Genomic DNA, 20,888 nt, shown 5'->3' on the forward strand with positions numbered 1-20,888 from the left:
CGGACGGGCCTTGGATACAGCGTGTTCACTGCGAGGCGTAGCGAGCGGTCCAGGCGCGCTCCAGCTCCACCATCCAGCTCGCATGCGGCTCCTCGATCACCGGCCCGAGCTCCTCCGGCGACAGGGTGGCGATGCCGAGGTCGAGCGCGGCGAAGCGTTCGCGGTCGGCCGCCTCCAGCCGCTCCACCGCGAGCACGGTCGGGTCGCCCCAGATCGGCGGGTCCTGCTTGCGCGCCTGGGCTTCCGGCGACAGAAGAAAGTCGGCGAGAACGAGCGCGCCGGCCTTGGCATTGGCGTTGAACGGAATGGCCACGAAATGCGCATTGCCGATGGTGCCCCCGTCCAGCACGAAGGTGCGCACCGTGTCGGGAAGTTCCCCGGCCGCAATCGCCGCGGAGGCGCCGGCCGGATTGAAGGTGAAGGCAATGTCGATCTCGCCGTCGGCCAGCAACTGGCGCAGCGCCGGCTGGTTCTGCGGGAAAGCGCGGCCCTGCCGCCACATGTTCGGATGAAGCGCGTCGAGATAGGCAAAGAGCGGCGCGACATCCGCCTCGAAACTCGCCGGGTCGGCGGGGCGCGACAGCTTCGCCCGGTCGGCGATGGTGGTGGCGAGCACCTGCTTCAGGAAGGTCGAGCCGTGGAAGTTGGGCGGCTGCGGATAGGTGAAGCGACCCGGATTGGCCTTCACATGCTCGGCAAGCGCGGCAAGCGTCTTCGGCGGCTCCGCCAGTGTTCCCGTGTCGTGCATGAAGACGAGCTTGGCCATGCCCCACGGGCTTTCCTGGCCGTCGGTCGGCTCGGTGAAGTCGGTGACGACCGCCGGCTTGTTCTCCACATCGACCAGCGGCCAGTTCGGCAGCTTTGTCGCCCAGCCCGGCGACATCAGCAGGCCGGCCTTCTTCAGCGAAACGAAGTTCTCGCCGTTGATCCAGACGAGATCGACGGCGCCGCCGCTCTCCTTGCCGGCAGCCTTCTCGGCGACGATGCGCGCGACCACATTGGCCGTGTCGTCCACCTTCACCTGCTCCACGGCGATGCCGTGGCGTTGCTGCAGCTGTTTGCCCGCCCAGGCGATATAGGCGTTGATGCGCGGCTCTCCGCCCCAGGCGTGAAAGTAGACGGTCTGCCCCTTCGCCTTTGCCAGCACATCGGTCCAGGCGGCCGGATCCACCGCCTCTTCGGCGCGGCTGGCGAGAGGCGCGATCGGCAGGCTCAGCGCTGCAGCCAGCAGGGCGCCGCGTACAGGTCGCGACAGCAGGCGGATGATGGTCATCTGGAGTTCCCCTTCCCGTTTCGCATGGTGTCGCAAGCGCTTGCGGTGACGGTCAACACACGGCTTCGTGACGCTGCCGTGCCCGGCATCGGCGCGGCGGGCGGCTACAGGGGCAGCACGTGCGTGTCCTTGATCTCTTCCATCACCGCATAGGTATGCGTTTCGCGGACGCCCGGAAGGTCCAGTACCGCATCCGCCAGCAGCTTGCGATAGGCGGCCATGTCGGAGACCCGCGCCTTCACCAGATAGTCGAAGCCGCCCGCCACCATGTGGCATTCGAGCACCTGCGGCACGCGCTTCACGGCCCGCGCGAAGGCGTCGAACACGTCCGGGGTCGTCCGGTCGAGCTTCACCTGCAGGAACACCAGGAGCCCCTGGCCGAGGCGCAACGGGTCGAGCTCGGCGGAAAAGCGCAGGATGTACCCGTCGCGCATCAACCGCTTCATCCGCTCGGCCGTGGCGGTCGGGGAAAGGTTCACCTTCGCGGCAAGGTCCGTGGTGGTGATGCGCCCGTCCACCTGCAGCACTTCGAGGATGCGGCGGTCGATGCGATCCAGATCCGTGGATTGCGCGGCCGTTTCGGATTTCACAGGTTATATTCCATTATGAATGCCAATCTTTGACGGAATTAACGGCATATACGGCAGTATAATGGGATAAATCCCCGAAGAGCGAGACTTTCTTCGGGGGATGAGGCGGCCGGACGGATCGTCCGCCGCGAGCGTGTCCTCCTTTGTCCTGGAGCCGTCATGAGCCTTGCCCCGGAACGCGCGCCCGCCGCGCTGTCGCAGACCGATCTTTCCCCCTTCCGCGCCACCTTTGCGCCCTCCGACGACAGTGCCGTTCGCAGCCTGCTCGGCAAGGTCGTCTTCGACGAGACGACCGAGGCGCGGGTCGACGACATCGCCTCCGGCTACATCCAGTCGATCCGCTCGGCCATCGGCGGTCTCGGCGGCGTCGAGGACTTCCTGCGCGAATACGGCCTGTCGACCCGCGAGGGCCTGGCGCTGATGGTGCTGGCCGAGGCGTTGCTGCGCGTGCCCGACGCGGCGACCGCGGACAAGCTGATCGAGGACAAGCTGGCCGCCGCCCGTTTCGACGAGTCCGAGGGCGGCCCATCCGACACCTGGCTGGTTTCCGCCTCGTCCTGGGCGCTGGGCGTCACCTCGCGCCTGCTGCATCCGGGCGAGCAGCCCAACACGATCCTCGCCTCGCTGGTCAAGCGCATGGGCATGCCGGCGGTGCGTGCGGCGACGCGTCAGGCGATGCGCATCCTCGGGCATCAGTTCGTGCTCGGCGAGACCATCAAGGGCGCCCTGTCGCGGGCGAAGGGGCAGGAAGCCAAGGGCTACCGCTATTCCTACGACATGCTGGGCGAGGGCGCCCGCACGGCCGGCGATGCCGAGCGCTACTTCCGCTCCTACGCGGATGCGATCGAGGCCATCGGCGCGGCCGCCGGAAAGGGCGAGTTGCCCGCCCGTCCCGGCATCTCGGTCAAGCTCTCCGCGCTGCATCCGCGCTACGAGGCGGTCAAGGGCACCCGGGTGCGCGATGAGTTGGTGCCGCAGTTGCTCAAGCTCGCCCAGGCGGCCAAGCGCCACAATCTGAACTTTACCGTCGATGCGGAAGAGGCCGACCGGCTGGAGATCTCGCTCGACATCTTCGCGGCCGTCGCGGCCGATCCCTTGCTCGCCGGCTGGGACGGGTTCGGCCTCGCCATCCAGGCCTATCAGAAGCGGGCGCTGGAAGTGGTCAACTGGATCATTTCCCTGGCCGAGCGGCTGGATCGCCGCTTCATGGTGCGTCTCGTCAAGGGCGCCTATTGGGACACCGAGATCAAGCGCGCCCAGGAGCGCGGCCTGGAGGATTTCCCGGTCTTCACCCGCAAGGCGGCAACGGACCTCTCCTATCTCGCCTGTGCCCGGGCGATGCTCGGCGCGCGGCCCCGCATCTACCCGCAATTCGCCACCCACAACGCGCTCTCGGTCGCGCAGATCATCGCCATGGCCGGCAACGAGGGCGGCTTCGAGTTCCAGCGCCTGCACGGCATGGGCGAGAGCCTGTACAAGGCCGTGACCGAGCGTGACGGGCACCCCTGCCGCATCTACGCGCCCGTCGGCGGCCACCGCGACCTGCTCGCCTATCTGGTCCGCCGCCTGCTGGAAAACGGCGCCAACTCATCCTTCGTCTCGGCGGTGGGCGATGCCTCCGTGCCGATCTCGCGGCTGCTCGCCCGCCCGCACGACCTCTTGGCCGGCGGCACCCGTGCCCGCAACCCGCGGATCCCGATGCCGGCCGCGCTCTACGGCGAGAGCCGCAACAACTCCAGGGGCCTGGAGTTCGGCCTTGCCCGCGACCGCACCCGGCTGGTCGAGGACATGGCCAAGGCTCCGCGTGTGGTCGAGGGCGCAGGGCCGCTCTATCCGGGTGCGAAGGCACGCGGCAACGAACGCTCGGTCCTGTCGCCCGTCGATGGTGCGTCCCGTGTCGGCACCGTGCGCGAGGCGACGGCCGACGAAGTGCCGGCGATGTTCGATGCAGGGCTCAAGGGCTTTGCCCGCTGGTCGCGCACACCGGTCGACCAGCGCGCCGCGGCCATTGCTCGCCTCGGCGACATGCTGGAGGCGGAGACACCGCGGCTGATGGCGCTGCTCGCCCGCGAGGCCGGCAAGACCCTGCCCGACGGCCTTGCCGAGGTGCGCGAGGCGGTCGATTTCTGCCGCTACTACGCGGCCGAGGCGGTGAAGCAGTTCGGCGAAGGCACCTTGATGCCCGGACCGACCGGCGAGGAAAACCGCTACCGCCTGCGCGGCCGCGGCGTCTTCGTCTGCGTGTCGCCGTGGAACTTCCCGCTGGCGATCTTCCTCGGCCAGATCACCGCAGCGCTGCTGGCTGGCAATACGGTGATCGCCAAGCCGGCCGAGCAGACCCCGCTGATCGCCTTCGAAGCGGCGAAGCTGATCCATGCCGCCGGCGTGCCGGAGGATGTGTTCCTGCTGGCTCCCGGTGGGCGCGAGTTGGGCGCGGCGCTGGTGGCCGAGCCGCGCGTTGCCGGCGTTGCCTTCACCGGCTCGACCGAGACCGCCTGGGCGATCAACCGGTCACTTGCGGCCAAGCGCGGCCCCATCGTGCCGCTGATCGCCGAGACCGGCGGCATCAACGCCATGCTGGTCGATGCGACGGCGCTGCCCGAGCAGGTCTGCGACGACGTGATGATGTCGGCCTTCCGTTCCGCCGGCCAGCGCTGCTCGGCGCTGCGCCTGCTGTATCTGCAGGAGGACGTCGCGGACAAGCAGCTGGAAATGCTGAAGGGCGCGGCGAGCGAACTGTCGCTCGGAGATCCGATGGATCCGGCGACCGACATCGGCCCGGTGATCGATCTCGAGGCCCGCGACCGCTTGCTCGCCCATGTCGAGGAGATGCGCCGGAGCCAGAAGGTCCTCTACGCTGGCGAGGCGCCCGGCGGCACGCTGGCGCGCGGCACCTGGGTGGCCCCGCATATCGTCGAGCTGGACCGGCCCGACGCGCTGACCAGGGAGACCTTCGGCCCGATCCTGCATGTGGTGCGCTACAAGGCGTCCGACCTGCCGAAGATGCTGGAGACCATCGCGGCGACGGGCTACGGCCTGACGCTCGGCGTGCACAGCCGCATCGATGCGACGGTGGCGGCCGTCGTCGACCGCCTGTCGGTCGGCAATGTCTATGTCAATCGCAACACCATCGGCGCTGTGGTCGGCACCCAGCCCTTCGGCGGATCCGGCCTGTCCGGCACCGGCCCGAAGGCCGGCGGCCCGGCCTATCTCGGCCGCTTCGCGCTGGAGCAGGTCGTCTCGATCAACACGGCGGCGGCCGGCGGCAATGCCAGCCTGATCGCCATGGCCGAGGAAGACTGAAAGACGCCGGCCGGGTCAGGCTCGCGCTACTTGCGCGGTTTGGCTCGGTTGGTCGCGGCCGCCGACAGCGGGTCGTCCGGCCAGGGGTGCTTGGGGTAGCGGCCTTTCATCTCCGCCTTCACCGCCGCCCAGGACCCGCGCCAGAAGCCGGGCAGGTCGCGGGTGATCTGGATCGGCCGATGGGCCGGCGACAGCAGTTCCAGGATCAGCGGCACGCTGCCCCCCGCAATCGCCGGATGCCGGTCGAGGCCGAAGAGCTCCTGCACCCGCACGGGCAGAGTCGGCCCTTCCTCGCGGTCGTAGTCTATCGGAACATGCGATCCCGAGGGCGCGGAGAAATGGCTCGGCAACAGCCGGTCGAGTTCACCCAGCCGGTGTTGCGGCAGCAGGGCCGCGAGCGCATTGCCGAGAAGCTCCGCATCGAGCGCGGATGCGCTGCGCACCCCTGCGAGATAGGGGCCGAGCCACGCGTCCATGGTTTCGCTCAAGGCGTCGTCGCGAAGATCCGGCCAGGCCTCGGCTTCGGCCGGAGGCAGCAGTCCGCGCAAGGTCACGACGCGGGCGCGCAGGGCCGCCTGGGCCTTGCTCCAGGGCAGGGCACGTGCGCCGCGCGCCTTGAGAAAGGCGAGAAGGGCGGCGGCGACGGCATCCGGATCGGGATTGGGCTCGACCGCCTCGCGCAGCACCAGCCGGCGATAGCGGCGCAACCGCCGCGCCCTGACAGAGCCGGAGGCCTCGCAGGCGACCTGCACCTCGTCCTCGATCTCGCCGGCAAAAAGCTGTTCGATCTCCTCGCGCGAGATCGGCGCGGCGAGCAGGATGCGTCCGCGCGCGGCGTTGCCCTGCAGGTCGGCGACGACGAGAAACGGCTCGCGGGCCAGCGGGTCGGCCTCGTCGACGCGGCCGCCGCGGCCATTGGCCATGCGGAAGCCGCCGCGCCCGTCCTGCGCCTGCGCCACCCGGTCGGGATAGGCGAGCGCCAGCAGCCTGCCTGCCGCCTCCGCGTCGCCGGCTGCCGATGATGCCGCCTTCGGCCCCCTTTCGATCAGCGATTGCCAGCGCTGGGCCATGCCGCGAGCGGCGGTGCTGCGCGGGTCGCGGGCGCGGCGAAAATCGACAAGGCGGTGGCGAAGATCCGCCGAGCGCCCGCCGAGCCCTTGTTCGGACAAAAGGGCCGCGATCTCGCAAGCAAGCCGGCCCTCTCCCGTTTCCGCCGCCCGCACGAGCATATGCGCAAGCCGAGGCGCAAGGGGCAGGGCGCGCATGCGCTCGCCCTCCGCCGTCAGCCGGCCCGTGTCGTCGAGCGCCTCCAGCCGCTGCAACAGGCCGACCGCCTCGCTCCAGGCGGCGGCCGGCGGCTGGTCGGGAAAACGCAGGGCCACCGGATCGCTCACGCCCCATGCGGCAAGGTCGAGCGCCAGGCTGGAAAGGTCCGCCTCCAGGATCTCCGGCCGGTCGTCGGCGGGCAGGGACGCGGTCTGTGCCTCGTCCCAGAGCCGATAGCAGATGCCCGGCTCCATGCGCCCGGCACGGCCGCGCCGCTGGTCGGCAGCGGCGCGCGAGGCCCGCACGGTCGCGAGCCTTGTCAGACCGGTTGCCGGCTCATGGACCGGCACGCGGGCAAGGCCGCTGTCGATGACGACGCGCACGCCTTCGATGGTCAGCGAGGTCTGGGCGATGGAGGTCGCGAGCACCACCTTGCGCCGGCTGCTCGCCGCCGGGCGAATGGCGGCACTCTGCTCGGCTCCGGTGAGGGCGCCGTAGAGCGGAGCAAGATCGGTATCTGCCGGCAGTTGGGAGGCGAGCATGTCGGCGGCACGACGGATCTCGCCCTGCCCGGGCAGGAAGGCGAGGATCGAGCCGGTCTCCTCCGCCAGCGCCTTGCGCACCGCAGATGCCACTTGAGCCGCGATGTCGCGGTCGCCATCGCGCCCGAGATAGCGGGTCTCGACCGGAAAGCTGCGCCCCTTGCAGTGGATCACCGGCGCGCCGCCGAGATGGCGGGCGACGCCTGCCGCATCGATGGTCGCCGACATCGGCACGATCCGCAGGTCCTCGCGCAGCGCTCCTTGCGCATCGAGCGCAAGGGCAAGGCCGAGATCGCCGTCCAGCGAGCGCTCGTGGAACTCGTCGAAGAGAATGCAGGCAATGCCCGTAAGCTCGGGGTCCTCCAGGATCATTCGGGTGAAGACACCCTCGGTGACCACTTCGATGCGGGTGCGGGCCGAGACTTTCGTCTCCAGCCGCACCCTGAGGCCGACCCGTCCGCCGACCTCCTCGCCGAGCAGCGAAGCCATGCGGGCGGCGGCAGCGCGGGCCGCGAGACGTCGCGGCTCCAGCACGATGATGCGCCCGTCGCCGCGCCATGTCGCATTGAGCAGGGCCAGCGGCACGACCGTGGTCTTGCCGGCGCCGGGCTCGGCCACCAGGACGCAGGCAGTATGCGTCTCCAGCGCTGTGAGCAGGTCCGGCAGCACCGCATCGATGGGAAGCGGCGGGCGCATTGCGGCAGTCTTGCTCATTCCGGGGGCGTGGCAGTGCCTGTTGCGCCGCCAAGGCTCCAGTGCCGGCCTTCAAGCTCCACCGCAAAGAGCGTCGGAGTGCGGGCGAAGCTCGCAAGGCCCTCCAGCGCCGGATTGCTGTGGCGGATCAGGAAGGTCGGGATCGTGGCGAGAAGCGCCGAATGCGGGGCCTTTGCCTCGAAGGAGGCGCGGAAGGCGGGATGGGCCAGATAGGTGTCGATGCGGCCGGGAATGCCGCCGCCGAGAAAGACGCCGCCGCGCGCCAGGAAGGTGAGGGCGAAGTCGCCGGCCACCCGGCCGAGCGCCCGCACGAAGATGTCCATCGTGCGCAGGGCGATCTCGTCGCCGGCATCGGCTGCCTCGGTCACGTCGCGCGGGCGCTCAAAGGCGCGCTCGGTCCCTGCCTCCGCCGCCACGGCCCGCGACAGCCGCAACAGGCCGGACCCGCTGATGATGCGCTCGGCACCGATCCGCCCTTCCTGCCGTTCGATATGCGGCCAGACCCGGTAGTCCGCCTCGGAGACGGGGCCGAGTTCCATGTGGCCGCCCTCGCCGGGGATCGGGATCCAGGTGCCGGCCGTGTGGATCATCGCCGCGGCACCAAGACCGGTGCCCGGTCCAAGAACCACCTTGGCTCCGTTCGCCTGTGCCGTCCCGCCGCCGATCCGGCGGATGTCGTCGCCTTCCAGCCCCGGCAGCGCCAGCGCCTGCGCCTCGAAGTCGTTGAGCACCACGACGCTTTCCAGGCCGAGCCGGCGGATCAGTTCCAGCGGTTCGATCACCCAGTCGGCATTGGTCATGGGGATGCGGTCGCCGGTGACCGGGCCCGCCACGGCGAGCACTGCAGTGCGCGGCATCACCGAGGTGTGGTCCAGCACCGTGGCGATGGCAGCCTCGGCAAGGCCGGGAAAGCCGGCCGTCGGCACCGAGCCGTAGACCCTGGTCGCCGCATGGGTGTCGGTGACCATCGCGAAACGCGCATTGGTTCCGCCGATATCGGCGACCAGCACGGGAAAGCGAAAACCGCGAAGGCTGGGCGGGGAAAGGGTCATCACGCCTGGGGTATGATCTCGGGAGTTGTCGAGGTGGTGGGGAGGCCGGCAAGGCGCGCCGAGCGCAGCAGGATATCGGCCGTCGCCCGGTTCAGCGCCATCGGGATGTTGTAGACGAGGGCAAGACGCATCAACGCCTTGACGTCGACATCGTGCGGCATGGGCGACAGCGGGTCGACAAGGAAGATCAGCCCCTGCAGGCGGCCTTCCGCGATCATCGCGCCGATCTGCTGGTCGCCGCCGAGCGGGCCGCTTTTCAGCCGTTCGATGGTCAGGCTGGGACAGGCATCGAGAATGCGCCCGCCGGTCGTTCCGGTCGCCACCAGGCGGAAGGAGCCGAGCTTGTCCTCGTGCACCCGGGCAAAGGCAACCATCTCGTCCTTGCGCGCGTCATGGGCGACCAGCGCCAGCGCGGGCTTGGCGGGACGGGTCTCGGGCAAGGGGCTCGCGGGTCCGGTCAAGGCGATCCTGTTCGGTCTTCAAGGTCAGTGCGTAAGCGGATATGTATCCTTTCCAAGGATGTACCCGCTTACGCGCCAGGTTGAAAGCCGGTCCTTGTCCAACTTCTCTTGCTGGCCCGTCCGCAAGCCGTCGTGCTTGCCGACGCCGGCAGGGCCGGAAAAGACTCAATCATACAGCCCGCAATTCACCGGCTTGCGCCCGCTCGCCCTGTACAGCACTGGCGTTTCGGGCGTCAGTCCGGCGATTTCCAGGACCAGCTTCATGCGGATGGCGTCGGCAAACTGCTCGCGAGAGCGAACCGGAATGAAGAAATGGCCGGGGCCGCCGATCACGCAGTCCTCATAGTAGTTGTCGACATTCAGCAGGGACTGCCAGGCATCGCGCTCCGACTTCATCATCAGCGGAAGCCCGTTGATGGTGATGCCGGCGGCGATGGCCTGGTCGCGGAACAGCGCGACCTTGCCGCCCTGGTTGTTCGGCCCATCGCCGGAGATGTCGATGACCTTGCGCAGGCCCTCGAACCGGTTGGCGGCGACCATGGCGGTTGCCTGCGACAGGGCCGAGGCGATGGAGGTGCGCTGGCGCTGGCGCAGCGGGGCCTCGGCGATCTTTGCGGCGAAGGCTGCGGCGGAAGGGGCGTCGGTGATCACCGACCAGTCGGCGACGATGAACTGCTCGCCCGCGCCGCCCCATTCCATGTAGGTCACCGCGATCCGGCCGGTCGGGCCGTAGCGGATCGCGTCGATCACCTGAGGCGAGGTAAGGGCGGCAACATAGCCGGCGCGCTGGACCTCCTGCTCTTCCCTGTCCATCGACTGGGAGATGTCGACGGCCAGCACCAGCTCGACATCGACCTCGCGCTCCGGGTCGTAGCCATAGCCGAGCAGCGGGGTGTTGCCGGCAGCGCCGGCGGGAATTGAGGAAAGTCCCGCAATCACGAGGGTGGAAAAGAGCCAGCCGGCGAATGCAAGAAAGGGGCTGGCGATGCGGTCCGGCAGGGCGGCCCCTGCCATTAGGGAGAGACGTGGCACGCACATGGTCGAAACTCCTTCAACCGGTGAAGGGCTCCCGCCTTGTCCGACGCTCCTCGTTGCGTGCCTTATCTTGCGTCCGTTCCCTCTCCCGACCGCACCCCCTGCGGCCTCCTTCCGGCGCTCTGGCGACAGGGAGAGATCAGCAAGAGCCGTGCCAGACGCTACGGAAACCGCGCGCGTCCTGCGGCGGGCGAGCCGCGTGCACTGCAGAAGCCGAGTCGCACCCTGTGCGCCTGCCGATTGCCCATGGCGATCAGCCGGTTAAGAAACCGTCCCGGCGGTTCCCGCCCGCTTTCCGCAACGTCTTCCGTGAGAGGGGCGTGCCTGCGTTTTCGGCAAATTACGGCGATCTGCAACACGCCTGGGCAGATCCTGCCGGCCACCCGGCAAATTTTGCCGACCAGGACCTGCCCCCAGCCGGTTCTTCCGCGAACGTGCTTGACGTTGAGCGAGGGCTCATGCAGTCTGATTGAAAGAAAACTCAAGAGCTGAAGAAATTTTCAGCCACAGGCGAGGGGTCCGGCATCTCACTCCGACGCGGCAGGCAGCCGCGCGGAAGGCCGTCCCTGTTGATGCGGGACGACGGGCACGGGCATGCAGGCAGGCGACTGGACAACAGACATGGCGATCCGCGCCGCGTGGATGTCCTTCGTCGGCGGCGCGACGCAGGGCGAGATCGCCACGCGCCTCGGCATCTCCACGGCCCGCGTGCATCGGCTCATCGCCCATGCCCAGAAGACCGGCCTCGTCCGCTTTCAGATCGCCGATCGCCCCTCCGACTGCCTGGAGATCGAGGCAGTGCTGGTGGACGCCCATGGCCTGTCCTCCTGCCTGATCGCGCCCGATATCGGCGGCGGTGACGATGCGTCGGCGATCCGGGCCATCGCCGAGGTGGCCGGTCCGCATCTCGCCAGTCTGCTCGGCAATCCCTCGCTCGTCCAGCTTGGCGTCGGCATGGGCCGCACGCTGAAGGCTGCGGTGGAGATGATGCCCCGCATCCAGCGCCCGGATCTCAGCATCGTTTCGATTTCCGGCTCGCTGACGCGCAAGCTCTCCGCCAACCCGTTCGACGTCGTCCAGCAGTTGGCTGAGCGCACGGGCGGCGAGGGCTACTATCTGCCGGTGCCTTACCTGGCCGAGAGCGTTGCCGAGCGCGACACGTTCCTCGGCCAGCGCAGCGTCCAGGCGCTGCTCGACCGTGCGCGCGCTTCCGGTCTCTTCGTCATCGGCATCGGCTCGGTGGAAGACGACGGCCATCTCATCAGTCGCGACCTGATCTCGCGCGAGGAGCAGCGCGACCTGATCGCGACGGGTGCGGTCTGCGACCTGATGGGCCGCTTCATCGGCCGCGACGGACGGCTGGTGCCGGCCAAGCTCGGCGACAAGGCGGTCGGACTGCCCTTCGAGGCCGTTCGCGGCGCGCGCATCGTCGCGTTGGCCGGCGGGCTCGGCAAGCTTGAGGCCACGCGTGCAGCGCTGCGCGCGGGGCTGATCACGGACCTGATCGTCGACGAGAGCCTGGGCCGGGCCCTGGCCGTCGCGGAAGGAACCAGACAAGCCCGCTCGGCATGACGCCGGCGGGAGAACAGGTGGAGGTAAGTCATGGTGATGAAAAGCGTGATCCTCGGGGCTGCTGCGGCGGTCCTGCTCGCCGGAACGGCGCTGGCTCAGGACATCCAGCCGGCGGTCGTCTATGATCTTGGCGGCAAGAACGACAAGTCCTTCAACGAGGCGGCCTTCATCGGCGCCGAGAAATTCAAGGCCGACACCGGCATCGACTATCGCGATTTCGAGATCCAGAACGACAGCCAGCGCGAGCAGGCGCTGCGCAACTTTGCGCGCCGCGGCGCCAACCCGGTGATCGCCATCGGCTTTCTTCATGCCAATGCGCTGACGAAGGTCGCCAAGGAATTCCCGGACACCCAGTTCGCCATTGTCGATGAAAAGGTCGATCTGCCGAACGTTCGCTCGATCGTCTTCAAGGAGCATGAAGGCTCCTACATCGTCGGCAAGCTCGCCGCGATGGCCTCGCAGAGCGGCAAGGTCGGCTTTGTCGGCGGCATGGACATCCAGCTGATCCGCAAGTTCGCTTGCGGCTACAAGCAGGGCGTCAAGGAAACCAACGCTGACATCGAGATCCTCGAGAACATGACCGGTTCGACCGGCGCTGCCTTCAACGATCCGGTCAAGGGCGGCGAGCTCGCCAAGTCGCAGATCGACCGCGGTGCGGACGTGATCTACCACGCTGCCGGCGCCACGGGTCTGGGCGTCCTGCAGGCCGCCGCGGATGCCGGCAAGCTCGGCATCGGCGTCGACAGCAACCAGAACGCCGTGCATCCGGGCAAGGTGCTGACCTCGATGCTGAAGCGCGTCGACGTTGCGGTCGAGAAGGCCTTCACCGATGCCAAGGACGGCAAGTGGACCTCGGGCGTCTATTCGCTCGGTCTTGCCGAGGATGGCGTCGACTGGGCGCTCGACGACAACAACAAGGCGCTGATCACCGAGGAGATGAAGTCCGCGGTCGACCAGGCCAAGGCCGACATCATTTCCGGCAAGATCGCCGTCCATGACTACATGGCGACCGAGAGCTGCCCGTTCTGACGGGAGAAGGCGCGCTGCGGGCCTTGCCCGCAGCGCGCGCTGCCTCGCATCGCGGGGCGAGCGACGCGGAACAGCGGTGATGACGCCTATCCTGAAAACCGTTGCGGTTCTCGCCCTTGCGGCTGGCCTTGTCGCGACACCCGCCATGGGTGAACCGGCCCTGGTCTATTCCGTCGGCGGCAAGTTCGACGGCTCGTTCAACGAGGCGGCCTTTCGGGGCGCCGAGCGGTACGCTGCCGAGACCGGCGCCCCCTATCGGGATTTCGAGATCGCGCGCGATGCCGACAGCCTGCAGGCGTTGCGCGGCTTTGCCGCGCGCGGCGCGGAACCGGTCGTTGCCATCGGCTACAATCAGGCTGCTGCCGTCGCGGCCGCGGCGAAGGACTTCCCGCAGACGGATTTCTCCATCGTCGACATGGTGGTCGAGGCCCCCAATGTGCGCTCGGTCGTCTTCCGCGAGCATGAAGGCTCGTATATCGCCGGCCTGCTGGCGGCGATGGCCTCGAAAACCGGGACCATCGGTTTCGTCGGCGGCATGGACATTCCGATCATCCGCCGGTTTCTCTGCGGCTACCGGCAGGGGGCGGCATCCGTTTCGCCCGACATCCGCGTTCTCTTCAACATGACCGGCGACACGCCGGCGGCCTTTGCCGATCCGGCCCGCGGCGCGGAGCTTGCGCGCGGCCAGATCAACCGCGGCGCCGATGTGATCATCCAGGCAGCCGGCGGCACCGGCATCGGGGTCCTTCAGGCCGTGGCCGATGCCGGCGTTCTCGGCATCGGCACCGACAGCAACCAGAACGGCCTCCATCCGGGCCGCATCCTCACCTCGATCCGCAAGCGCGTGGATGTCGCCGTCTACCGCAATTTCGCCGACGCGCAGGCGGGCACGTGGAGCGCGGGCATCGAGGTGCTCGGCCTTGCGGAGGGCGGCATGGACTGGGTGATCGACGACAACAACCGCGCGCTCGTCACCGCGCAGATGGAGGCGGCGGCCGGCGAGGCAGCCGCGCGGATCGCCGGCGGCACGATCACCGTGCACGACGCGGCCAGCGACGGGGAGTGCCCGCTGTGAGCGACCAGCTTGCCATCGAACTCGTCGGCGTCGACAAGCGCTTCGGACAGGTCCACGCCAACAAGGACATCCACCTGAAGGTCCGCAAGGGCTCCATCCACGGCATCGTCGGCGAGAACGGCGCCGGCAAGTCGACGCTGATGTCGATCCTCTACGGCTTCTATCACGCCGATTCCGGCGAGATCCGCGTCGATGGCAGTAAGGTCTCGATCCCCTCCAGCCAGGCGGCGATCGCGCTGGGCATCGGCATGGTCCATCAGCATTTCATGCTGGTGGAGAACTTCACCGTGCTGGAGAACATCATTCTGGGCGCCGAGGGCGGTGCGCTTCTTGCCGGCGGTGTGTCGAAGGCGCGAGCGGAGCTGAAGCGCCTTGCCGACGACTATGACCTCAAGGTCGATCCCGACGCGCTGATCGAGGACCTTCCCGTCGGCCTGCAACAGCGGGTGGAAATCCTCAAGGCGCTGTTCCGCAGCGCCGACATCCTGATCCTGGACGAGCCGACCGGCGTTCTGACCCCGGCGGAGGCCGATCATCTCTTCCGCATCCTTCGCGTGCTGCGCGACGAGGGGAAGACGGTGCTGCTGATCACCCACAAGCTGCGCGAGATCATGGCGGTGACGGACGAGGTCTCCGTGATGCGGCGCGGCGAGATCGTCGCCACCCGCCAGACGTCGAAGACCTCGATGGGCGAGCTTGCCGAGTTGATGGTCGGCCGCCGTGTCCTGCTGGAAGTGGAGAAAGGTCCGGCCGCGCCCGGCCGTCCGGTGCTGACCGTCGAGAACCTGACGGTGCGCGATGCGCGCGGCGTCGATGTCGTGCGCAATGTCTCGCTGGAGGTGCGGGCCGGCGAGATCGTCGGCATTGCCGGCGTTTCCGGCAACGGCCAGTCCGAGCTGCTGGAGGCGATTGCCGGCATCCGTGCGGTGACGTCGGGCATCGTCACGGTCGACGGGACGCGGGTGGATCTTGCGCAGGGCGGCACAGACCCTGCCGCCATGCGTGCACTCGGGCTCGCGCATGTGCCCGAAGACCGCCACCGCATGGGGCTGGTGACGCGCTTTCCCGAATGCGAGAATGCCATTCTCGGCTATCACCGCGACCCGGCCTATGGGCGCGGGCCATTCCTCGATTTCGACCGCATCCGCGCGGTGGCGAAGGTCGAGATCGAAAAATACGACATCCGCCCGGCCGACTGCATGCTGAAGACCGCCAACTTCTCCGGCGGCAACCAGCAGAAGATCGTGCTGGCGCGCGAGATCGAGCGCGATCCGGTCATCCTGCTCGTCGGCCAGCCGACGCGCGGCGTCGACATCGGCGCCATCGAGTTCATTCACAAGCGCATCGTCGCCCTGCGCGATGCGGGCAAGGGCGTCCTGCTGGTCTCGGTGGAGCTCGACGAGATCCGGGCACTGGCCGACCGGGTGCTCGTCATGTTCGACGGTCAGGTGGTCGGAGAGCGCGCGCCGGAAACGGCGGAAAGCGAGCTGGGCCTGCTGATGGCGGGCGCCAGCGGACAGGAGGCGGCGGAATGACGGCGGGACAGCTTCCGCGCTGGGTCGACTACGGATTGATGCCGGCGCTCAATGTCGCGGCAGCCTTCCTTGTCTCGGGCCTGGTGGTGCTCTTGATTGGCGAGAACCCGGTCGAGGCGGTCAAGGTTCTGGTCTGGGGCTCGCTCGGCTGGAACGAGGGCATCGGCTTCACCCTGTTCTACGCGACCAATTTCATCTTCACCGGCCTTGCGGTGGCCATCGCCTTCCATGCGGGCCTCTTCAACATCGGCGGCGAGGGCCAGGCGTATCTGGGCGGCCTCGGCGTCGCCCTGGCGTGTCTGGCGCTCGACCGATATGTGCCCTGGTGGGTGACGCTTCCCTTCGCGGTACTGGGAGCTGCCGCCTTCGGCGCGGCCTGGGCCTTCATCCCGGCGCTCCTTCAGGCCAAGCGCGGCAGCCATGTCGTGATCACCACGATCATGTTCAACTTCATCGCCGCCTCGCTGATGGTCTACCTGCTGGTCAACCTCCTGTCGAAGCGCGGGTCGATGCAGCCGGAAACCCGGACCTTCGAGAGCGGCGGCCGCCTGCCGCTGCTGCAGGACGTGCTGCCCGGCACCGATTTCGGATCCGCGCCGGTGAATTTCTCCTTCCTGCTCGCGCTCGCCGCCTGCCTTCTGGTGTGGATCGTCGTCTGGCGCACCCGGCTCGGCTACGAGATCCGCACCTTCGGCGCCAATCCCGTCGCCGCCGTCTATGCCGGCATTTCGCCGCTGCGCATTACCGTCGTCACCATGCTGATGTCCGGCGGTCTCGCGGGCATGATGGCGATCAACGAGATCATGGGTTCGCAGCACCGGCTGCTGATCGAGTTCGTGTCCGGCTACGGCTTCGTCGGCATCGCGGTCGCGTTGATGGGACGTGCGCATCCGGTCGGCATCGTCTTCGCCGCAGTCCTGTTCGGCATGCTCTACCAGGGCGGTGCGGAACTGGCCTTCGAGATGCCGACGATCACCCGCGACATGATCGTCGTCATCCAGGGGCTGGTGATCCTGTTCGCCGGTGCGCTGGAGCATATGTTCCGCCCGGTATTGCTGCGCATCTTCGGGGTGCTGGCCGCCCGGCCGGCTCCGGCAGCGTGAGGGGAGGGGAAAGATGTTCGAAACCCTGATCTTCGTGCTCGACAGCACCGCACGCCTGTCCACACCGCTGCTGCTGGCAGCCCTTGCCGGGCTCTATTCCGAGCGCTCCGGCATTTTCGACATCGGGCTGGAAGGCAAGATGCTGGGCGCAGCCTTTGCCGCCGGCACGGCGGCAGTGCTCAGCGGCTCTGCCTGGATCGGCCTTGCCGCCGGCATTCTCGTCTCGGTGGCGCTGGCGCTGGTGCACGGTTTTGCCTGCATCACCAATCGCGGCAACCAGATCGTCTCCGGCGTCGCCATCAACTTCCTGGCACTGGGCCTGACGGCGCTGCTCGGCCAGGCCTGGTTCGGCCAGGGCGGACGCACGCCGTCGGTAACGGGAGACGGCCGCTTCGGAGATGTCACATGGCCCTTCGCCGCGGAGCTGCGCGACGTCCCGGTGATCGGCGGGCTCTATTCGGAGCTCCTGTCCGGCCACAACATCCTCGTCTACGCCGCCTTCCTTGCCGTGCCCTTCTCGTGGTGGGTGCTGTATCGCACACGCTTCGGCCTGCGCCTGCGCGCAGTCGGCGAGAATCCTGGCGCGGTCGATACGGCCGGCATCTCCGTCACCTGGCTGCGCTATCGCGCGGTGATCTGCACGGGCATCCTGTGCGGCTTTGCCGGCACGTATCTCTCCATCGGCCAGTCGGCGAGCTTCATCGCCAACATGACGGCCGGCAAGGGTTTCATCGCCCTCGCGGCGCTGATCTTCGCCAAGTGGAAGCCGGTGCCGGTGATGTTCGCCTGCCTGCTCTTCGGGTTCCTCGATGCGGTGGCGATCCGCCTGCAGGGCCAGCAGGTGCCGGGCATCGGCGAGGTTCCGGTGCAGGCCATCCAGGCCCTTCCCTACATTCTGACCGTGGTGCTGCTTGCCGGGTTCATCGGCAAGGCGGTCCCGCCGCGCGCCGGCGGCACCGCCTATGTCAAGGAACGCAGCTGAGCGCAACGGCAACGAGGACGACATGAGCCGCTTCGACGAGTTGTTTGCCGCCGCCAGTGCGGCCCGCGAAAATGCGCATGCGAAATATTCCGGCTTTCGCGTCGGGGCTGCCCTTGTCACACGCGACGGGCGCATCTTCGCCGGCTGCAATGTGGAAAATGCCAGCTTTCCCGAAGGCTGGTGCGCCGAGACCAGCGCGCTGGGCGCGATGGTGTCCGCGGGCGGCCGGCCGGGCGACGTGGTCGAGGTGCTGGTCACCGCGAAGGCGGCGCTGTGCACCCCTTGCGGCGGTTGCCGCCAGAGACTTGCCGAATTCGCCGGCGACGATGTGCCGGTTCACATCTGCGACGACACCGGGCTGCGCCGCACGCTGACCATGGCGGACCTGCTGCCGGCCCGGTTCGTTCTCAATGACGAGGAGAGGGACATATGAGCGGCTACGGGCCGGAATGCGCGGAGATGGTCCGCGCCGCAAGACCCGGCGACTACCGCGTCGGAATGGTGCTGGGCTCGGGCCTCGGCCAGTTGGCCGACGAGGTCGAGGATGCCGTGCGCATTCCCTATTCCAAGCTGACGGGCTTTCCCGTTTCCTCGGTCTCCTCCCATGGCAGCGAGCTGATTGCCGGCCGCCTCGGCGACGTGCCGGTGGTGGTCCTGTCCGGCCGCGCCCACTACTACGAGGGGGGCGGCGCCGATGTCATGCGCACGCCGCTGGAAACGCTGAAGGCGCTCGGCTGCGACACGCTGCTGCTGACCAATGCGGCCGGGTCCCTGCGCCAGGAGTTCGCGCCGGGCACGCCGATGCTGATCAGCGACCACATCAACTGGTCCGGCCTCAACCCCTTGATCGGCGAGGAAAGCGACCGCCGCTTTCTCGACATGAGCGCCGCCTACGATCCCGACTTCCGTGCCCGTCTGCGGGCGCTTGCCAAGGACGAGGAGATTGCGCTGGGCGAAGGCGTCTACATGTGGTTTTCCGGCCCCTCCTTCGAGACGCCGGCGGAAATCCGCATGGCGAAACTGCTGGGAGCGGATGCAGTCGGCATGTCGACGGTGCCGGAAGTGATCCTCGCCCGCTATCTCGGCCTGCGCGTTGCCGCGATCTCGACCATCACCAACTATGGCGCCGGCCTGCAGGCGCACGGCCTGTCGCACGAGGAAACCAAGTCGACCGCACTGATGGCCGTCGACGCGCTGAAGCGGCTGATCCGCCGCTTCGTCAAGGATCTTGGAAATGCCTGACATGACACCTGCCGAGCTGGCGCAGCGCGCGCTGCCGCTGGTCGACCTGACCAATCTGGATGAGGCCTGCACCACCGCCGACATCGACGCGCTCTGCGCCCGGGCGGCCACGCCCCATGGCCCAGTCGCGGCGGTCTGCATCTGGCCGCGTTTCGTTGTCCAGGCCGCAAGCCTGCTCGCCGGCTCCGGCGTTCGCACCGCCACCGTCGTCAACTTCCCGCAAGGCGGCGACGACACGCTGGCCGTCCTGGCCGAGACCCGCCAGGCGATTGCCGACGGCGCCGACGAGATCGACCTCGTCATGCCCTATCGCGCCTTTCTGGACGGTCGGCGCGGTTTTGCCGAGACCCAGATCCGCAAGGTGCGCGAGGCCTGCGGCGACCGGCTGCTGAAGGTCATCCTGGAGACCGGCGAGATCGGCGACCCGCTGCTCATCCACGCTGCCTCGCTGCTGGCGATCTCGGCCGGTGCCGACTTCATCAAGACCTCGACCGGCAAGGTGAAGGTCAACGCCACGCTGGAGGCGGCGGAGATCATGCTCACCGTCATCGAGGAGATCCGCCGCGAGGGCGGCCCGGAAATCGGCTTCAAGCCGGCCGGCGGCATCCGGACGCTCGCGGACGCGGGCGCGTATATCGCGATCGCCGACCGCATTCTCGGGGCCAACTGGGTGGCCGCCTCGCATTTCCGCTTCGGCGCGAGCGGCCTGCTCGATGCCCTGCTTGCCGCGCTCGACGGGCGCGAGCCGACCACCGCCAAAGGATATTGACCGCATGCTGGCGCAGGAACTGATCCGCAAGAAGCGCGACGGCGGCACGCTTGCCCCGGAAGAGATCGCCTTCTTCGTCAAGGGGCTGACCGACGACAGCGTCTCGGAAGGGCAGGTGGCGGCGCTTGCCATGGCCGTGTTCTTCCGCGGGCTGTCGCTGGACGAACGTGTCGCGCTGACGCTGGCGATGCGCGACAGCGGCACCGTGCTCGACTGGTCCGACATCGACGCGCCGATCCTCGACAAGCATTCGACCGGCGGCGTCGGCGACAATGTCTCCCTGATGCTGGCCCCCGCGCTGGCCGCCTGCGGCGCGGCCGTGCCGATGATCTCCGGCCGCGGCCTTGGCCATACCGGCGGCACGCTCGACAAGTTCGATGCTATCCCCGGCTACAAGACGCAGCCCGACAACGCGCTGTTCCGCAAGGTGGTGCGCGAGGTCGGCTGTGCGGTGATCGGCCAGACGCCGGATCTCGCGCCGGCCGACAAGCGCTTCTATGGCATCCGCGACGTGACGGGCACGGTCGAAAGCCTCGACCTCATCACTGCCTCGATCCTGTCGAAGAAGCTCGCCGCCGGCCTGCAGGGCCTCGTCCTCGACGTGAAATGGGGGACTGGCGCGTTCATGGCGACGCTGGATCAGGCCAAGGCGCTCGCCGAAAGCCTCGTGACCGTCGCCAATGGCGCCGGCTGCCGCACCAGCGCGCTGCTCACCGACATGAACGAGCCGCTGGCTTCCGCCGCCGGCAACGCGGTCGAGATGCGCAATGCCGTCGATTTCCTGACCGGTCGGGCGGTCGACAATCGTCTGTTCGACGTCACGGTGGCGCTCGGCGCCGAAGCGCTCGTCCTCGGCGGGATCTGCGCCGATGCCGGGGAGGGGGCGGAGAAGATGCGCGGCGCCTTCGCCAGCGGTGCGGCGGCCGAGCGCTTTGCGAAGATGGTTTCGGCCCTCGGCGGCCCGGCGGACTTCGTGGAAAAGGCGGAAGCCTATCTGGCGTCCGCCCCGGTTGAGCTGCCGGTCTATCCGCAGGAGCCCGGCACCGTCGTCGGCGTCGACGCGCGTGCCATCGGCGTTGCCGTCGTCGAGCTCGGCGGCGGGCGCCGCCGGGCCAGCGACGTGATCGATCCGGCGGTAGGGCTGGTGCACCTTGCCGGCATCGGCCATTCCGCCGACAGCGACGCCCCGCTTGCCATCGTCCACGCCGCCGACGAGGCGTCGGCGCGAAGGGCGGCGGAGGCGGTGCGCGCCGCCTATCGGCTCGGCTCGCCGCGCGACGTGGAGGATCGGCCCGTCGTCGTGGAGCGTATCGCGCCGTCTCTCTGACGGCGGCCCGGATCGGGA

17 protein-coding genes are annotated in these 20,888 nt (G+C 68.4%); 11 read left to right on the top strand and 6 right to left on the bottom strand.

Annotated elements, in window-relative coordinates:
- Positions 1-25: 25 nt before the first annotated feature.
- A complete protein-coding gene (locus GH266_RS16835; RefSeq protein WP_158194856.1) occupies positions 26-1,273 on the bottom strand; it encodes an ABC transporter substrate-binding protein in 1,248 nt (415 codons plus the stop codon).
- Between the two features lie 104 nt (positions 1,274-1,377).
- Entirely contained in the window at positions 1,378-1,863 is a 486-nt protein-coding gene (locus GH266_RS16840; protein WP_199270354.1) for an Lrp/AsnC ligand binding domain-containing protein, read from the bottom strand.
- Between the two features lie 159 nt (positions 1,864-2,022).
- Here GH266_RS16840 and putA point away from each other — a divergent pair, with 159 nt between their 5' ends.
- Positions 2,023-5,166: a bifunctional proline dehydrogenase/L-glutamate gamma-semialdehyde dehydrogenase PutA gene (putA, locus tag GH266_RS16845; RefSeq protein ID WP_158194857.1), complete on the top strand. Its 3,144-nt coding sequence runs from the start codon at positions 2,023-2,025 to the stop codon at positions 5,164-5,166.
- 26 nt (positions 5,167-5,192) lie between these two features.
- Here putA and hrpB read toward each other — a convergent pair whose 3' ends face one another.
- The 4 genes from hrpB to GH266_RS16865 all read right to left on the bottom strand — a co-directional run bounded on the left by hrpB (position 5,193) and on the right by GH266_RS16865 (position 10,239).
- Entirely contained in the window at positions 5,193-7,688 is a 2,496-nt protein-coding gene (gene hrpB / locus GH266_RS16850; RefSeq protein ID WP_158194858.1) for an ATP-dependent helicase HrpB, read from the bottom strand.
- Complete coding sequence (gene glk, locus GH266_RS16855) at positions 7,685-8,740, bottom strand: glucokinase (RefSeq protein ID WP_158194859.1); 1,056 nt, start codon at positions 8,738-8,740, stop codon at positions 7,685-7,687. The genes hrpB and glk overlap by 4 nt, the downstream gene beginning before the upstream one ends.
- Positions 8,740-9,150 carry a methylglyoxal synthase gene (locus tag GH266_RS16860; protein WP_280524832.1) on the bottom strand — a complete coding sequence of 137 codons (411 nt, stop codon included), beginning with the start codon at positions 9,148-9,150 and terminating at the stop codon, positions 8,740-8,742. The genes glk and GH266_RS16860 overlap by 1 nt, the downstream gene beginning before the upstream one ends.
- 216 nt (positions 9,151-9,366) lie before the next feature.
- Complete coding sequence (locus GH266_RS16865; protein ID WP_158194860.1) at positions 9,367-10,239, bottom strand: DUF1194 domain-containing protein; 873 nt, start codon at positions 10,237-10,239, stop codon at positions 9,367-9,369.
- A gap of 618 nt (positions 10,240-10,857) precedes the next feature.
- Here GH266_RS16865 and GH266_RS16870 point away from each other — a divergent pair.
- From GH266_RS16870 to deoA, 10 genes are all read left to right on the top strand, one after another.
- Positions 10,858-11,808, top strand: a complete 951-nt coding sequence (locus GH266_RS16870; RefSeq protein ID WP_158194861.1) for a sugar-binding transcriptional regulator — start codon at positions 10,858-10,860, stop codon at positions 11,806-11,808.
- Between the two features lie 36 nt (positions 11,809-11,844).
- On the top strand, positions 11,845-12,837 hold the full coding sequence (locus GH266_RS16875; protein WP_158196266.1) for a BMP family lipoprotein: 993 nt from the start codon (positions 11,845-11,847) through the stop codon (positions 12,835-12,837).
- A 79-nt stretch (positions 12,838-12,916) separates the two neighbouring features.
- Entirely contained in the window at positions 12,917-13,912 is a 996-nt protein-coding gene (locus GH266_RS16880; protein WP_158194862.1) for a BMP family lipoprotein, read from the top strand.
- Entirely contained in the window at positions 13,909-15,447 is a 1,539-nt protein-coding gene (locus GH266_RS16885) for an ABC transporter ATP-binding protein (RefSeq protein WP_158194863.1), read from the top strand. The genes GH266_RS16880 and GH266_RS16885 overlap by 4 nt, the downstream gene beginning before the upstream one ends.
- Positions 15,444-16,550 carry an ABC transporter permease gene (locus tag GH266_RS16890; RefSeq protein WP_158194864.1) on the top strand — a complete coding sequence of 369 codons (1,107 nt, stop codon included), beginning with the start codon at positions 15,444-15,446 and terminating at the stop codon, positions 16,548-16,550. Before GH266_RS16885 ends, GH266_RS16890 begins: the two co-directional genes overlap by 4 nt.
- A 13-nt stretch (positions 16,551-16,563) precedes the next feature.
- Complete coding sequence (locus tag GH266_RS16895; RefSeq protein WP_158194865.1) at positions 16,564-17,532, top strand: ABC transporter permease; 969 nt, start codon at positions 16,564-16,566, stop codon at positions 17,530-17,532.
- A gap of 22 nt (positions 17,533-17,554) precedes the next feature.
- Positions 17,555-17,965 (top strand): cytidine deaminase, encoded by a 411-nt coding sequence (gene cdd, locus GH266_RS16900; RefSeq protein WP_158194866.1) that lies wholly within the window; start codon positions 17,555-17,557, stop codon positions 17,963-17,965.
- A complete protein-coding gene (locus GH266_RS16905; RefSeq protein WP_158194867.1) occupies positions 17,962-18,774 on the top strand; it encodes a purine-nucleoside phosphorylase in 813 nt (270 codons plus the stop codon). Before cdd ends, GH266_RS16905 begins: the two co-directional genes overlap by 4 nt.
- Positions 18,767-19,543 carry a deoxyribose-phosphate aldolase gene (gene deoC / locus GH266_RS16910; protein ID WP_158194868.1) on the top strand — a complete coding sequence of 259 codons (777 nt, stop codon included), beginning with the start codon at positions 18,767-18,769 and terminating at the stop codon, positions 19,541-19,543. Before GH266_RS16905 ends, deoC begins: the two co-directional genes overlap by 8 nt.
- 4 nt (positions 19,544-19,547) lie before the next feature.
- Positions 19,548-20,870, top strand: coding sequence for a thymidine phosphorylase (gene deoA, locus GH266_RS16915; protein WP_158194869.1), 1,323 nt, complete (start codon positions 19,548-19,550; stop codon positions 20,868-20,870).
- Positions 20,871-20,888 lie beyond the last annotated feature (18 nt).

This window comes from Stappia indica (assembly GCF_009789575.1).
GTDB classification, from domain to species: domain Bacteria; phylum Pseudomonadota; class Alphaproteobacteria; order Rhizobiales; family Stappiaceae; genus Stappia; species Stappia indica_A.